Annotated in this window: 12 protein-coding genes; 6 read left to right on the top strand and 6 right to left on the bottom strand. The window is 61.7% G+C overall.

Annotation, left to right across the window (positions count from 1 at the left end):
* From hflC to AB1555_14800, 6 genes are all read right to left on the bottom strand, one after another.
* A complete protein-coding gene (gene hflC, locus AB1555_14825) occupies nt 1–861 on the bottom strand; it encodes a protease modulator HflC (protein ID MEW6247970.1) in 861 nt (286 codons plus the stop codon).
* A complete protein-coding gene (gene hflK, locus AB1555_14820; GenBank protein MEW6247969.1) occupies nt 858–1,895 on the bottom strand; it encodes an FtsH protease activity modulator HflK in 1,038 nt (345 codons plus the stop codon). The genes hflC and hflK overlap by 4 nt, the downstream gene beginning before the upstream one ends.
* Nucleotides 1,896–2,037: 142 nt before the next feature.
* On the bottom strand, nt 2,038–3,342 hold the full coding sequence (locus AB1555_14815; GenBank protein MEW6247968.1) for a hypothetical protein: 1,305 nt from the start codon (nt 3,340–3,342) through the stop codon (nt 2,038–2,040).
* Nucleotides 3,339–4,472 (bottom strand): inorganic phosphate transporter, encoded by a 1,134-nt coding sequence (locus AB1555_14810; GenBank protein ID MEW6247967.1) that lies wholly within the window; start codon nt 4,470–4,472, stop codon nt 3,339–3,341. The genes AB1555_14815 and AB1555_14810 overlap by 4 nt, the downstream gene beginning before the upstream one ends.
* A gap of 91 nt (nt 4,473–4,563) precedes the next feature.
* Nucleotides 4,564–5,628 (bottom strand): arsenosugar biosynthesis radical SAM (seleno)protein ArsS, encoded by a 1,065-nt coding sequence (gene arsS, locus AB1555_14805; GenBank protein MEW6247966.1) that lies wholly within the window; start codon nt 5,626–5,628, stop codon nt 4,564–4,566.
* Nucleotides 5,601–6,788 carry a methyltransferase domain-containing protein gene (locus AB1555_14800; protein ID MEW6247965.1) on the bottom strand — a complete coding sequence of 396 codons (1,188 nt, stop codon included), beginning with the start codon at nt 6,786–6,788 and terminating at the stop codon, nt 5,601–5,603. Before AB1555_14800 ends, arsS begins: the two co-directional genes overlap by 28 nt.
* A gap of 536 nt (nt 6,789–7,324) precedes the next feature.
* On the opposite strand from AB1555_14800, the gene AB1555_14795 reads away from it, so the two are divergent.
* The 6 genes from AB1555_14795 to AB1555_14770 all read left to right on the top strand — a co-directional run bounded on the left by AB1555_14795 (nt 7,325) and on the right by AB1555_14770 (nt 14,796).
* Nucleotides 7,325–7,762: a heavy metal-responsive transcriptional regulator gene (locus AB1555_14795; protein ID MEW6247964.1), complete on the top strand. Its 438-nt coding sequence runs from the start codon at nt 7,325–7,327 to the stop codon at nt 7,760–7,762.
* A gap of 70 nt (nt 7,763–7,832) precedes the next feature.
* Nucleotides 7,833–8,231 (top strand): carboxymuconolactone decarboxylase family protein, encoded by a 399-nt coding sequence (locus AB1555_14790; GenBank protein MEW6247963.1) that lies wholly within the window; start codon nt 7,833–7,835, stop codon nt 8,229–8,231.
* The gene (locus AB1555_14785; protein MEW6247962.1) at nt 8,228–8,767 is read left to right on the top strand and encodes a hypothetical protein; all 540 of its coding nucleotides are present in this window, start codon (nt 8,228–8,230) and stop codon (nt 8,765–8,767) included. Before AB1555_14790 ends, AB1555_14785 begins: the two co-directional genes overlap by 4 nt.
* Before the next feature lie 460 nt (nt 8,768–9,227).
* The gene (locus AB1555_14780) at nt 9,228–10,481 is read left to right on the top strand and encodes a TolC family protein (GenBank protein ID MEW6247961.1); all 1,254 of its coding nucleotides are present in this window, start codon (nt 9,228–9,230) and stop codon (nt 10,479–10,481) included.
* Nucleotides 10,478–11,692, top strand: a complete 1,215-nt coding sequence (locus AB1555_14775; protein ID MEW6247960.1) for an efflux RND transporter periplasmic adaptor subunit — start codon at nt 10,478–10,480, stop codon at nt 11,690–11,692. The genes AB1555_14780 and AB1555_14775 overlap by 4 nt, the downstream gene beginning before the upstream one ends.
* Nucleotides 11,689–14,796, top strand: coding sequence for a CusA/CzcA family heavy metal efflux RND transporter (locus tag AB1555_14770; protein ID MEW6247959.1), 3,108 nt, complete (start codon nt 11,689–11,691; stop codon nt 14,794–14,796). The genes AB1555_14775 and AB1555_14770 overlap by 4 nt, the downstream gene beginning before the upstream one ends.
* Nucleotides 14,797–14,813 lie beyond the last annotated feature (17 nt).

Here is a 14,813-nt window from a genome sequence, read left to right as displayed (position 1 = left end):
TCAGCGCTGTTTGAGGTACTTGAAGAATTCCGAGTCCGGGCTCATGACCACGGTGGACTTGCCGTTGAAGGTTTTCTTGTAGGCTTCCATGGACCGGGTGAACTCGAAGAACCGAGGATCTTGCCTATAAGCATCCGCGTAAATCTTGAAGGCCTTGGCGTCACCCTCGCCGCGGAGCTCCTCCGCCTCCCGATAGGCTTCCGCCAGAATAATTTCGCGATCCTTCTCCGCCTCGGACCGGATTTTCTGCGCTTCCTCAGCCCCTTCCGCTCGATATTGCTTGGCCTGACGTTCGCGTTCCGCTTGCATGCGGGCGAACACGGCTTTCTCGTTCTGTTCCGGCAGGTCCGCGCGCTTGATCCGGACGTCCTGAATTTCGATACCGTAGGCCGACGCCTTTTCGTTGGAACGTTCCGTCACCACCTTCATGATTTCGGCCCGTGTCTTGGAGACGATCTCGGACAAGTCATGTCGGCCCAATTCGACCCGCAGTTCGGAATAGATAATGTCATGAAGCCGCTGCAGCGCGCCCCGTTGACTCTGGAACGCTTGGTACACTTTCAAAGGATCGACGATGCGCCATTTGGCGAAGTTATCGATCAGAATCGTTTTCTTGTCCTGCGTGATCACATCTTGGGCGGAGGAATCGTAGTCGAGCAGGCGCTTGTCAAAGTAGGTGACTTCCTGGATGAACGGGACCTTGGCGTAAAGCCCGGGCATCGTCACATTGCGAACCGGCTTGCCAAGCTGGACGACGATCGCCGTTTGCGTGATGTCGACGATGAAGAACGGCGAAGCGCCGAGCAGGAACAGGAGAACGACGACGGCAATCAGCGCAACAAGAAGATTCTGCTTGGTCACGGTTTCTTCTCCTCGCCGGCGGACGTCCCCGAAGATTTCGGTAAACGATCGAGCGGCAGGTAGGGAATCACCCGATCGCCCGCCTTTCCGTCGATGATCACCTTTTCCACGTTGGGCATGATCTCTTCGAGCGTCTCGATGTAGATCCGCTTGCTGATGATCTCTTTCGCCTGGTTGTATTCCTTCAACGTTTTCAAGAAACGATTCGCTTCGCCCTGGGCGCGATTCACCCGGGCCTGGGCGAAGCCTTTGGCCTGGTTCACCAGTTGGGCCGCCTCGCCTTTAGCCCTCGGGATGATGTCGTTCCGGTATCCCTGCGCCTGGTTGATCAGCTTCTCCCGATCTTCCTTGGCGCTCGCCACGTCCTTGAACGCCGCGACGACCGCCTCGGGCGGGTCGACATCCTGCAACTGAACCGCGGCGATCTGGACGCCGGCCTGATACTGGTCGAGGATGCCCTGCAGGAGCGTCTGCGTATCCTGCTGGATCTGCGCCTTTCCGGTGGTCAGGGCCTCATCGATCTTGCTCTTCCCGATCACTTCGCGCATCGACGCTTCCGCGGCCTTGCCGATGGTTTCTTCGATCTCGGCGACATTGAAGAGATACTCTCGCGCGTTCTTGATCTTGTACTGGACGATGAACTCGATGGCCAGAATATTTTCATCGCCCGTGAGCATCAAGGCTTCCTGCGGTAGCATCTGCTGGCGGCCCTGCCGGTCCGTGCGGAAGCCGACCTCGATCCGATGGAGTTTGGCCACCTTGGGTTGCAGGACCGTCTCGATGAAAGGGATTTTCAAATGAGGGCCGGGACCGACCACCCGGACCACGTCGCCGAACCGTTTCACCACGCCTTCTTCGTCCGGCGCGACAATGAAGGTCGCCTGCCACACGAGCACGATCAGCAGGATGATCAAAAACACCGAGCGCAGGCCGCGCGACGGCACCATCTGGCGCAGTTGTGCCTGCGCCTGGCGCAGCGCATCTTCAAGCGGGTCGCTGCGTTTCGTCCAAGGGTCTTTGGGGTCCCACACCATACAAGTGGCACCTTAGCAGACCGAAGAGACGAGGGCAACCCCTGAACCGACACCCCTGAACCGGCGCCGACATCGCACGATAATTGTTCAGCTCTTGCTCCAAGAATAGGGCTCTTCCGGATTCTGTGTGGGTACACCGTTGTCACCAGGGGTTCGTGGCATCTGCTGTTTCTGACAGGGGGCCGGGTCGGCCTGCGCTGCTCAGACGCTCCGGCGCGACCGCACTAAGCGGGCCTCTCCTGGCCTGCGGAACTTGCTGGCTTCGGCGCTGCGCGCGAACCCAGCGGCGAACAGTCCTCGGCCTGCGCTTCGCGCACCGTCGCCGCCCGCCAAGTCGCGGTGCCCGCACCTCCGCGATTCGCGACGCCGCCCGACCCGGCCCCAGGTTGGACCCACACAATTTCCGGAGGAGCCAAGAATAGTAGATGGACAAATTGGGGAAGAAGGCGTCCAGGGTGTTTTGACCGGCCACGGTGAACAAACAACCGAGGGCGCCGACCCACTGCTCTCCGAGTCGGTACTGAATCGTGGGTTGAACGCCCAACGAGTTGAAGCCGTTTTTCCCTCCGACATTGATGTGGTGCCCGTCGGCGCGCCAAGTCAGCCCGTGAAACCCCACCAATTCCAGGTTGTATCCGAAGCCTTGGGCGCCGTCGAGGATATGCTCGATGATGAGCCGGGTATTGATGATGTCTGCCGGATACGTGGTCTGACCGGCATCGCTGCCGGGGCAGTGGTAGGAATAAAATACTCCGCCGCTGATGCGAAACGGCTGAAGATTTTTCCGCAGCATGACGCCCTCCGTCCAGGTCAATGAGCCGAATTGGCTTGCAAGGAGGCGGCCTAAGGGGGCGAACCCACCCGGCGGGCTCTCCGTGCCCGTGACCCACCGGCTTGTCGGTAACACGATCATGTTAAAGGTCGTCACGGAGGGCCGCCAGCCCTCGAGGTCCTGTACGATCGGGCGATACTTCAAATAGACTTGCGTATCGCCGAGGCCCGTGTCGGTGGTCCAAGGGCCGCCGTTGCCTTGGTTGAACTGCTGCGTACTGCGGGCCCAGAAGGCAGAACCCGATAAGCCGATGTTCAGCTCCAGGTGATGGGTGATGCCGTATGCCATGGTCACGACCGGAGCGACCTGGTAGGAATGCGTCGGCGACGTCGTTCGGTTCACGGTGAGGTCGTTGCCGAAGCGCTTCTCGCTGATCTGAGAGAAAATGAAAGGATGGTAGGTGAACTGTCCCTCCGGATGGAGGTCCCCGCCGCTGATGAACATCGGGCCGTTCGAGAGCGGATTCCAACTGCGCCGGTACTTCTGAATCTCCTCGTCGGTCGGTACCCACTCGAACGCCTCGACGCCGGTCCGAGGAATCGCCAGTAGACCGAGGGCCAGGAGCACACCGGCAAAGAATATCAGCCGATTCTGTTTGAACAGGCCTGCCCTCACAGGAGCCTGCTCAGCGCGAGGAAGGCCAAAGCAGCCATGAGTCCGGAGGCGGGAAGGGTCACGATCCAGGCCAGGACCATGTCCTGGACGGTATTCCAGCGGACGGCCTGCAGGCCTTTGAGCAATCCGATGCCGATGATCGCCGAGCCGCTGACATGGGTCGTGGAAACAGGCAGACCCATCGTGGCGGAGACCAGAACCAGGGAAGAGGTCGTCAGGTTGGCCGACAAGCCTTCGGCATGATCCATCCGCGTCACTTTTTCGGCCAGGACCTCGGTGACGCGAAGGCCTCCCAGGTAACTGCCCAATCCCATCGCAACGGCGACCGCGGCGAAGGCGGCGACTTGGAAGCGGAGACTCGGCCATGACGCCGCGGCGTTGCCGAGAAGGAGCATCGCCGCAACCTTTGGCGCGTCGTTGGTGCCGCGTGCCAGTGAGGCCAGTCCACTCGAGAGCCAATGGATGCTGTCAAGACCGATGGCCAGACCGCGCAGACCGGCGCGGTCACACTGGGCCGGCACCGCCACAACGGGCTGACCGAAACCGGTCGCTTGGAACAGCGTGCGGGTCATCCCTTTGGCATCAAGGGTGACCAGCGCGCGGGACGCCGGCATAAGACAGAGACAGGCTCCCTCCCATCGGCTGGCGAGGAAGCGGATGGCCGGATGGATCAGGACGGAGATCATCAGAGCTAAGAACGGGCTGAGCAGAAGGGGCAGCGCGATCTTCTCGATGACGGCCGGCCAGACCAGTCCCGGGCTTCCGAATGCAGCCAGCCCGGCGCCGGCGATCGCGCCGGTGAGGGCATGGGTCGTCGAGACAGGAAGGCCGGTCCGGGACGAAACGAGCACCCACGTCATCGCGCCGATGAGCACCGCCACAGCCAATGCCGGCGGCGGTGTCACGTCGGGCATGAGCAGTCCGACGCTGAACGTCTTAACCATCGCCGTGGCCATCAGCCCTGACGCACCGGCGCCGATCACGGTCCAAGCGCTTCCCCAAGCGATGGCCGTTCGGTAATTGGTGACGCCGCTGCCCACCAACGTGGCAATGGCTTTCGACACATCGTTGGTGCCGTTGGCGAACGCCAGGGCGAGCACAAGGGGCAGGATAACGAGCGAAAGCTCCATGGTGTGGTTCGAAGTTCGATGTTCGCGGTTCGAAGTCTTGGGTACGGCCGGTTGGAGCCTCGAGCTTCGAACCCGGAACCGGTCAACCTTTTTAGGTGACGGCGCCGCCGCATGAAGAACCGGAGCCGGCCGTGCAACCGTAACAGTGGTTTCCGGTCACGATCAGGCGGTGGTGCAGGAATGCTGGATCAAAATCGCGAATATGGCGAGGCGCTCTGCGATCGACCGGTAAGGCCAACATCTGATTGAAGTCGCAGTCGTAAAGGCTGCCGTCCCAGCCGACCGAGAGGGTGTACCGACACATCACGCCGGCGGCCGCGGCGGGGTTGAAGGCATTCGCCAGACGCTCCATGTACCCTTCATAGTTTCCGCTCTCCAGCAGAAATTCCAGGAAGCGGCTGATCGGCATATTGGTAATGGTGTAGAGACGGTTGAACGTGACGCCGTACCGGCTGGACAACTCTCGGCGGAACTGCGCTTCGATCGCCTCCTGTTTCGGAGGGAGGAACGCGCCGACGGGGTTATAGACCAAGTTCAACGACAACCCGGTTCCCTCCTGTCCGTACCCGACTCGGTTCAGCAGTTGCAACGCCTGAATCGATTTCTCAAACACCCCTTCGCCGCGCTGCGCGTCGGTCTGCGTCGCGCGATAGTAGGGCAGGGAGGCGATCACTTCCACGCGATGTCGGGCGAGAAACTCGGCCAAGTCGGCTTGGGAGGGAAGCAGCAAGACGGACAGGTTACAGCGGTCCATGACATGGCGCCCCAAAGCCTTGGCCTGCTCGACGAGCCACCGGAAGTTGGGGTTGAGCTCCGGGGCGCCGCCGGTAATGTCGACCGTCGGAATCTCGGTCATGGCGAGCGCCCGAATGCAGAGTTCCGCCGTGTCCCGGGACATGACCTCGCGGCGATCCGGTCCCGCGTCCACATGACAGTGCCGGCAGGTCTGGTTGCAGAGCTTGCCGACGTTGATCTGAAACACCGTGATGCCGGTGGCGCGGAGAGGATGCAGGCCGGCTTCACCCAGCCTGGTCTCGAACGGCCGACAGGAGGAACCTTCCAGGATCTGGAGTTGTTCGTGAGTCGAAGCGAGCGGACTCTGGCGAGCCAACAGGGTCAATCCCATGGTCAGCAACAGCCGCCCGTCGGTTTGCATGCGACCTCCGCACCCGAGACCGCGGAGGTCGCACGGTTGATGATCGCGAAGTGGAGCCGGTATGCGTCGGTCTGGAGGACGTGCAATGTCTTGGAACAGATTTCCAACGAGACGCCTCGCCGGAAGGTGTGGTGATCGTCGTCCTCGACTTCGGCGAAGGGGCCGGTGAAGATCGCGAAGTGCCCTTGCCAGACGCAGGGCTTCTGCTCGGGCAACACGGCCAACCAGCGGGGGTCCGACGGCTCGAGGACGACCGGCGTCTCCGACAAGAAAAACAGGTCACGAAACGGCGGCAGGCTGAATAACTGGGCGGTCACCGGGTCGATCTGTCGGGGAATGCCTCGCCTATACAGGTTACCCAGCTCGTCGGTCACCCGGCTGAACGGACCTGCTAGGGTGGCGAACCGCGCCTCGGGAGTCTCGGCCACGGCGGGCGGCTTGTAGCCGGTCAGCGTGATCGACAGGAAGTGAATGCCGTCAATCGACTGCCAGGGCATGGCTTTGAGTTGATGCACCCCGCGAAAGCCCGCTTCCAGCATTCCGCCGATATATTCGCCGACCTGAAGGGCGCCGGACAGGCAGTTGCCCCACTTCTCCGTATCATGGACCAGGTATTGTGGCACGGCCTGGTCGGCGACAATGTCGGAGATCGTGAAGCGCCCGCCGGGCTTGAGGACGCGATACATTTCGCGGAAGACCTTGCGCTTGTCCGGCGCCAGGTTGATGACGCAGTTCGAAATGATGAGATCGATAGTGGCATCCTCGACCGGCATGGCTTCCGCCATGCCTTTGCGGAATTCAACATTCGACGTCTCGTAGCCGAGGTTGGCCGCGACGATGGGCGCGTTGCGTCTTGCAATGGCCAGCATGGTGTCGGTCATATCGATGCCGATCACCCGGCCGGTCTGGCCGACCCGGCGCGAGGCTTCAAAGCAATCAATGCCCCCGCCCGACCCGATATCCAGGACCGTTTCGCCGGGACGAACCGTTTCCAGGCCGGCTGGAGTCCCGCAACCATAGGAGATTCTCAACACTTCTTCCGGGATGAACCGCCCAAGATCCTCGAAGTTGTAGCCGCTCGGGCAGCACATTTGCTCCCCCGTCGCTGCAGCTCGAGCGTAACGCTCGCTGACGAGTTCCGAGACATTTTCGACCGTCATGGATCGCTCTCCTTCGGAATGTGGAGTAAAAAAGATGCGTCTATGTATCAATCCCCGCAACTCCCGTCAATCCCGTAAAGGCGAACAATATGGCCTCCGACGGACGGCGTCTGTAAGCCGGCTCACACTCCATACGGAGCAAACCGGTGACTGGATGTAGCAGTCAAAGCAATAGGTCGGCCATGGTCAGCGATTCTTACAGATCGGCGGGTGATTGGCCACGGTTTCTATCCCTTGACTCGGTACCAGGGTACAAGGTGTAGCATCAGCCTAGCGCGCTAGGAAAGGAGGTGAGGCTTATGTGTCCCTGGGTCGAAACGCTCGGCTTCTGCCCCTATGAGGCGGCAGCCACAGTCTGGCAGTGGGTGCAGAGCTTCTTTGGATAAGCAAGGGCCAGAGTGGAAACGGGCGACCGGAGCATTGGACACCGGTCGCCCGTTTCATATAACCAGCGACCCGGTGGACACGGGCACAATGGGAAGTCTATTGACTCGGTACCATAGTACAAGGTGTATCGTGCACTAGAAGGTCTCGTCATGGCTTTGGGACTGACGATCGGCCAACTTGCCAAGGTGGCCGGAGTGAATGTGCAGACGGTCCGGTACTATGAGCGGCGCAAGCTGCTTCGGCCGGAAGACCGCAAGCCGTCCGGTTACCGGCTGTACGGGGGGGACGCGCTCAAACGCCTGCGTTTTATCAAGAATGCGCAGGCGCTCGGATTCACCTTGCGCGAGATCGGCGAGTTGCTGGGTCTCACGGTGCGTTCGACCGCCCGCTGCGGGGATGTCCAACGAAGAGCGGAAGCGAAATTGGCGCAAGTGAAGGCCAAGGTCCAAGACCTCCAAGCGCTGGCGCGGGCGCTCGACGGCTTAATCCGCGCGTGCCGCGCCGGTCGGCCCACCGATCAGTGCCCGATCTTGAAGAGTTTGGAAGAACGGAAGGGCCATCTCGGTCATACGACGCGCACAAGCTGAGCCTGCGGGAACCACCCATCCGGTCTATGGGCGACGATCCCGGATCGTCTGTGCCTTTGAGCGGCAAAGCATGAATCGAAAATCAGGGGATCTGTTTCAGGAGTTGCGTCGCTTCAGCCCTACAGTGACCGGCGGGCTTTTGCGCATGCGGCAGGAAACCTATCGGGACGCGGCTGTCGAGGCGAAGTACAAGCTATTGGCGGCGATGGCGATTTCAATTGCGATCCGCTGTGAACCGTGCATCCACGCCTATGTCCGCATGGCGGTCGAACGAGGCGCGACGCGGGACGAACTCCTGGAGTTTCTGAACGTCGCCATGACGATGCAGGGATGCCCGGGGGAGGAATGGGCGCTCAAAGCCTATGCGGCGTACAAGGAAGCGATGAATGAGCGGCGGCTGGATCAACCCGCCGCCTGCTGTGCTCACGACAATCCCGGCGGCGGGATACACAGAGGAGAGGAAGAATGAGTGCGAGATGCTACGGCGCAATCGGCGCCCTGATCGTGAGCCTGCTTATCGAGACTACTTCGGTGGAGGCGCAACAGACGAACCCGTCCCGGATCCTCATCCACATGAAGACCTCGCTGGCGGAGGACGACGCGCAGATCTGCGCCGTGCCGAACGTCGCCTGGGCGGCGGTGAAAGCCGGACATAAGGTCACGATTCTTGTGGATGCCAGCGCGGTGACCTCGGTGACCAAAGGCTTCGGCTGGTTCCGAGGATTGATCGGGTCCGATTCCACTGCGCTGGATCGTGCCGGGCTTCCTGAACGAGAGCGGCAGAGCTTGTCCGAGCAGATGGGCGTTCCACTGGAACAGGTGCCGCACGATTACGGCGAGTATTTGGAGTTTCTCAAGAAGATGGGCGTCGAAATCTACGGCAACCGGACGATGATGCTGCTCTACAAGATCGATCCGGCGCGGGTCGCGCCCGCTGTGTCACCGATCCTGCTAGACAGGATGGTGCAGTTGTTCAGCGAGGCAGATCGAGTGATCGTGTATTAAGTAAGGAATGTGCAGCCTTGCGCGAGAGGCTATGCTATATTATCGTCACTACGGAGTTGGAGACATAGCCGGTGTTAAAAGGGCAAAACGTAAATGTGCTACTGGTCGCGCTGATTCTCCTACTCGGAGTCCAATTGACCGGCCTGACTTGTCTTGGAGAGTGGCAACTCGGATCCACCGCGGCCTTCGTTGAAACCTTGGATCTTTCTCCATCTCCCGATGGGGGCGTGACGGATGATGGGTGTCCTTGCCATTTTGTGTTCCAGGCAGTGTCGCTTCCTGCTCCTGAAATCCTATCCCCACTTGCAGATGATGTGAGCATGAGTTCTACGCTGTACGTGCCGACCTTCGTCGTGGCCCTCTTTCATCCTCCCCTCAGCCTCTGACACTTCACACGTAGCCGTTCACACAACGCAACAGTTAGCATTGCCCAGCCATGCGGGCAATGGGGAGGGCTATCATGCAATACAGGACCATGTGTCTGATTGGCATTACCTCGCTTCTCGGCAGCATCTGGTACGGGGAGTCGGCGTCCGCCAACAGAGATGCTCGTGTCTTCCAGCTCGATGAGGTGATTGAATTGGCACTCACCAGCAATCCGACTCTCGCCGCAGCACAGGGAACATTGGAGCAAGCCCAGGGCCAACGTGTCGCAGCGGGTGCATACCTCAACCCATCGATCAGCGGCTCGGCAGGCCGTGGCGCGATCCGTGACCCCAGCACGGGCGTGACCATCACGGAGCGCACGATTACCGTCGAGCAACCGCTCGAATGGCCGGGCAAGCGGGCGGCGCGGCAACGAGCGGCCGAGGCGGGGTTGGCCAGTGCCTATGCGGGCTTGGAAGAGGCGCGGCTGACCGTCGTCGCCGAGGTGAAGGTGGCCTTCTATCAGTTGCTCCTGGCTCAGCAGGATGCGGACCTGGCCAAACAGAATCTCCGCACGGTAGAGGAGGTGGCCGACGTCGTGCAGGCGAAGGTGAGTACCGGCGAAGCGGCGAGGTTCGAAGGGATCAAAGCCACGGTTGAAGTGCAGAAGGCCCGGAAGGAAGTGGATCGCTCGGAGAACGCCTTGGTCGTGGCGCAAGCGAGACTAGATGTGCTCACTGGCAAAGGGCTGGGGCCAGGCTTTACGATCCGCGGCGAGTTTGCCTCGGTCCGTCCGGGGCTGGACCGGCAGGCATTGATCGCCCGCGCCGTGGAACGCCATCCCGTCATTCGGCGTCATCAGAAATTGGTGGAACAGGCGGCCTCGCAAGTCGTGCAGGAACGCGCGTCCCGGATTCCTACTGTCTCGGTGCAAGGACAATATCACCGGGAGGCGGGCGATGAATCCCTCACGGCGGGTCTGAGCGTGCCGATTCCGATTTGGTACCGCCGCCAGGGAGAAATCGGAGTGGCCCTTGGGGCGCAGCGGCGGGCCGAAGCTGAGCGTCTCCGTGTGCAGAACGAGCTCGAGCAGACGGTGACGCAGCACGCGCAGGAAGTCCAGACTGCCCAGGGGCAGATCCGGGTCTTCGAAGAGGGATTGCTCAAGCAAGCGAAGGAGGCGCTGGACATTGCCCAGTTCAGCTTCCGACATGGCACGGCCAGTTTGCTCGAAGTCCTCGATGCCCAGCGGGTCTACCGGCAAACGCTGCTCGAGTACGCTCAGGCCCGTGCCGATCTCTCGATCGCGCTCGCGCGTCTGGATCGCGCCATAGGAGAACTCCCATGACCTGCGCCGTGATGCGGACTGGTCGGATCACAGTACTGGTCATGCTGGTGGGATTCTTCGCCACCGGACCTCTTTCCTGTCAGGGCCGGCAAGAGGAGCCAGCCAAACAGCCCAGCGGTTCGACGGCTCCAACCGGTCCAGTGGTATTGGAATTGCCCGAAGGCAGCCTGACCCTCGTCAGTCTCAAGACTGACCGGGTCGGCGTCCGACCTCTGAAAGTCGTGTTGAAGGCGCAGGCGGGGAAAATTCTGCCCAATGAAAATCGGCTGGCGCATTTGAGCCCACGGGTACCGGGCCGGATCGTGGCCGTGTATGCGAATCTGGGCGACCGGGTGAAGACGGGGGATCGACTGCTCTTGCTGGACAGCCCTGCGTTTGGGGAGACGCAACTGGAATATCGCAAGGCCAGAACGCGCCTCGGGGTGGCCGAGAAAGCCCTCGATCGCGCCAAGGTCCTGCTGGAGCGGGGCGCGATCGGTCAGGCCGAGTACCAGCGGCGGGAAGCCGAGTATGAGACCTCCCTGGCGGATGTGCACGAATCGGAGGAGAAACTTCACCTGCTCGGCATGAAAGAAAGTGAAATTGCGCGGCTCGCACGGAAAGACTTGCCGCACGCCCAGGTTGCCCAGGTCCCGCTGCGCGCTCCGTTTACCGGCGAAGTCATTGAGCGCAATGCGACCGTGGGTGAAGTCGTCGATCCGACCAAGGTCTTGTTCACGGTGGCCGATCTCTCGACGGTCTGGGTCCGCGCGGATTTTCCGGAACACCAGGTGGGACATCTGCGGAAGGGGTTGCCGATCGAGGTGCACGTGGCAGCCTATCCGAAGGACGTCTTTCGCGGAGTCATCACCTATGTGGCGGCGGTCGTGGATCCGGCTACGCGCACAGTGATGATGCGATCGGATGTCCCGAACCCGGATCGGCGGCTGAGGCCAGAAATGTTCGCGGAGGTCAGCCTGATCATCGAGGAACAGCCCGTCTTGGCCATGCCGCGGGCCGCGCTGCAGCAAGTGGGGGACCGCACCGTTGCCTTTCTGGTCGTCGGACCGCGCCGGTTCGAGCGGCGGGAGATCACCATCGGACAGAGCGCGGGCGACTATGTGGAAGTGACAGGCGGCCTGGCGGACGGCGACGAGGTCGTCACGGAAGGGAGCTACGCGCTCAAGTCCGAGCTGCTGCGTGAGCAGATGCCGGCGGGAGGCCCGCTATGATTGAACGGCTGATCCGCGCCGCGCTCGAACAACGGCTCATCGTGCTGCTCGCCGCGCTCGGTCTGATCGTCGCTGGCGCGCTCGCCTTTCGTCACCTCCCGATTGACGCGTTTCCGGATATCACGCCGGTGCAAGTGCAGATCATTAGCCGGGCACCCTCCCTCGCACCGCCTGAAATCGAGCGGCTTGTGACGTTTCCACTGGAGCTGGAGCTGACCAATCTGCCGGGGAAAACCGAACTGCGCTCCATTTCCCGCTTCGGCATCTCGGTCATCACTGTCGTGTTCGAAGACAACGTGGACGTCTATTTCGCGCGCCAACTGGTCTTGGAGCGAGTGATCCAGGCGCGGAGCCGGTTGCCCGTGGGAGTCGAACCGGTCCTTGGTCCCGTGAGCACCGGCCTGAGCGAAGTCTATATGTATGTCGTAGGCGGTCAGGGACACAGTCTGATGGACTTGCGGACGCTCCAGGACTGGGTGATTCGGCCGATGCTGAGAGCCGTCCCCGGGCTGGCCGACGTGGATACCCTTGGTGGATTGGCCAAGCAGTACCAGGTGGTCGTCGATCCGGATCGTCTGACCAGCCTGGGCCTCACGCTTCGGCAAGTGACGACCTCGGTTACCGGGAACAACCAGAATGCGGGTGGCAGCTACATCGAGCAAGGCGGCGATAAGCTCGTCATCCACGGCGTGGGACTCGCCCGCTCCATGGGCGATCTGGAACAGATCGTCGTAGCTGCGCATAAGGGAACCCCGGTGTATCTGCGGGATGTCGCTCAGGTGCGCGAAGGACATGCAATCCGGTTGGGGGGCGTCACGCGTGACGGCAAAGGCGAGGTGCTCGAGGGGATCGCGGTCATGTTACGAGGGGGGAACAGCCGGGAAATTGTCACACGCGTGAAAGAGCAAGTCGAACTGATCAACCGCGTCCTGCCGTCCGGGGTGACCGTCACGCCGTTCTATGATCGGATCGAGTTGGTAGCACGAGCGCTCGAGACCGTCGAGCGGGCGCTCCTAGAGGGAGCGGGCGTCGTCCTCCTCGTGCTGTACCTCTTTCTTCACAATTTCCGTGGCGCGATAGTGGTTGCGCTCACGCTGCCCTTGGCGACGCTGTCCACCTTCCTGATCATGCAACAGGTCGGCCTGTCGGCGAACTTGATGTCGTTGGGCGGGCTCGCCATTTCGCTGGGCATGATCGTCGATGCCGCGATCGTGCAGGTGGAAAACGTCGAGTGCTATTTGAGCAGAGCATCCGCCTCCCAGTCGCTCGGACTCATCGGCCGATTGCCTCTCGTCTTACGCGCGGTGCTGGAAGTCCGGCGGCCCAGTCTGTTCGGCGAATTGATCATTGCGCTGACCTTCATACCGCTGCTGACCCTCCAGGGCATGGAGGGCAAGATGTTCGTCCCGCTCGCGATCGCAGTGGTGCTCGCCCTGTTGAGCTCGTTGATCCTGTCCATGACCGTCGTGCCGGTTCTTGCCGCGGTGCTCATGCGGACTGGTACGACCGGCGGAGAAGGACGACTGCTGGAAGGACTGCGGCGCGTGTATCAGCGTGTGCTGGGGGTCGCGCTGCGGCGGTCGCGCGTCGTCGTGGTCGCAGCACTCGGCCTGCTGGCTGCAGGCCTGGCGCTGATTCCGTTCATCGGCCGGGAATTCGTGCCGATCATGGACGAAGGCGCCATCGTCGTGAATGTGGTGCGCCTGCCCAGCATCGGGCTTACGGAATCACTCAAGATCTCGGGTGACGTCGAACGAGTGTTGCTCGCCATCCCGGAGGTGTCGTCGGTCGTCTCCCGGACCGGCGCCAATGAACTCGGCACCGATCCGATGGGCATGGAATTGACCGACATGTATGTCCTGCTCAAACCGCGAGAGCTATGGCAGGCGCGCTCGAAGACCGAGATCGAAGAGCAGGTTCGGCGCCGGCTCGCGCAAGTCCCCGGCATCACTTTCGGCTTGTCTCAGCCCATCGCCATGCGTGTGGATGAGTTAGTGTCGGGCGTGCGCTCACAAGTCGCCGTCAAGCTGTTCGGCGACGATCTTCCGACCTTGCGAACCAAGGCCGAAGAGATCGCGCACACGCTGAGACAAGTCAGAGGCGTCACCGATCTCCGGATCGAACAGGTCTCCGGCCTGTACTATCTGAAGATCGAGATCGACCGCGCCCGGATCGCGCGCTATGGTATCAACGTGGCCGACGTGACGGAAGTGATTGAGGCCATCGGGGCCGGCATTGAGACGGGCGAGCTGTTCGAAGGGCAACGGCGCTTTCCGATCGTGGTGCGGTTTCCCGACGAGCGGCGGGCCGATGTGGAAACCATCGCCGCCTTATGGGTGACGACACCCAACGGGTCCCGCATTCCCCTTCGAGAATTGGCCGACATTCGGGTGGTGGAAGGACCGGCGCAAATCAGCCGCGAGCAGGCAAGTCGGCGGATCGTGATCGAATTCAACGTGGTCGACCGCGACCTCGTGGGGACGGTCGAGGAAGCGCGGGCGAACGTCGCGTCCGCGGTGCGCTTGCCTCCCGGCTATTATCTGATCTGGGGCGGCCAGTTCGAAAATCAACAACGGGCGATGGCGCGTCTGGCCATCGTCGTGCCGGCCGTCATCGGCCTCATCTTCTTGCTGCTCTTTTTCACGTTCGGCACCGTCCGGCACGCGACGTTGATCCTGCTCACGATTCCCTTTGCGATGGTCGGCGGCCTCGCGGCGCTCTTTAGCGGCGGCCTGTATCTTTCGGTGCCGGCCTCGGTGGGCTTCATCGCGCTGTCCGGTGTCGCCGTCCTGAACGGCGTCGTCTTGATTTCCTATTTCAATCACCTTCGCGAGGAAGGCGCGGCGCTCGAAGAGGCCGTGCGGCAAGGAGCCGTGTTGCGGCTTCGTCCGGTGTTGATGACCGCGCTGGTTGCGGCCTTGGGCTTGACGCCCCTCTTACTGGTCACCGGGCCGGGCTCGGAGGTTCAGCGTCCGCTCGCAACGGTCGTCATCGGTGGGTTGCTCTCCTCCACGGCGCTGACGCTCGTGGTCCTGCCGGTGCTCTATTCATGGATGGAACAGCGAGTCGCGCAGCGGAACGCCGCGGAGGCGGTCTCCCGATGATCGGGGGCATGGTGCGA

This window comes from Nitrospirota bacterium (assembly GCA_040755395.1).
Lineage (GTDB): Bacteria > Nitrospirota > Nitrospiria > Nitrospirales > Nitrospiraceae > DATLZU01.
The sequence above is the reverse complement of the archived record's forward strand: the minus strand, read 5'-3'. Positions and strand labels throughout refer to the sequence as shown.

Bases quoted from the DNA above. Each gene is read 5' to 3' on its own strand.
- hflK (MEW6247969.1), bottom strand. From the start codon at position 1,895: ATGGTGTGGGACCCCAAAGACCCTTGGACGAAACGCAGCGACCCGCTT.
- AB1555_14785 (MEW6247962.1), top strand. From the start codon at position 8,228: ATGAGTGCGAGATGCTACGGCGCAATCGGCGCCCTGATCGTGAGCCTG.
- AB1555_14770 (MEW6247959.1), top strand. From the start codon at position 11,689: ATGATTGAACGGCTGATCCGCGCCGCGCTCGAACAACGGCTCATCGTG.
- AB1555_14775 (MEW6247960.1), top strand. From the start codon at position 10,478: ATGACCTGCGCCGTGATGCGGACTGGTCGGATCACAGTACTGGTCATG.
- AB1555_14800 (MEW6247965.1), bottom strand. From the start codon at position 6,788: ATGACGGTCGAAAATGTCTCGGAACTCGTCAGCGAGCGTTACGCTCGA.
- AB1555_14790 (MEW6247963.1), top strand. From the start codon at position 7,833: ATGAATCGAAAATCAGGGGATCTGTTTCAGGAGTTGCGTCGCTTCAGC.
- arsS (MEW6247966.1), bottom strand. From the start codon at position 5,628: ATGCAAACCGACGGGCGGCTGTTGCTGACCATGGGATTGACCCTGTTG.
- AB1555_14795 (MEW6247964.1), top strand. From the start codon at position 7,325: ATGGCTTTGGGACTGACGATCGGCCAACTTGCCAAGGTGGCCGGAGTG.
- AB1555_14780 (MEW6247961.1), top strand. From the start codon at position 9,228: ATGCAATACAGGACCATGTGTCTGATTGGCATTACCTCGCTTCTCGGC.
- AB1555_14810 (MEW6247967.1), bottom strand. From the start codon at position 4,472: ATGGAGCTTTCGCTCGTTATCCTGCCCCTTGTGCTCGCCCTGGCGTTC.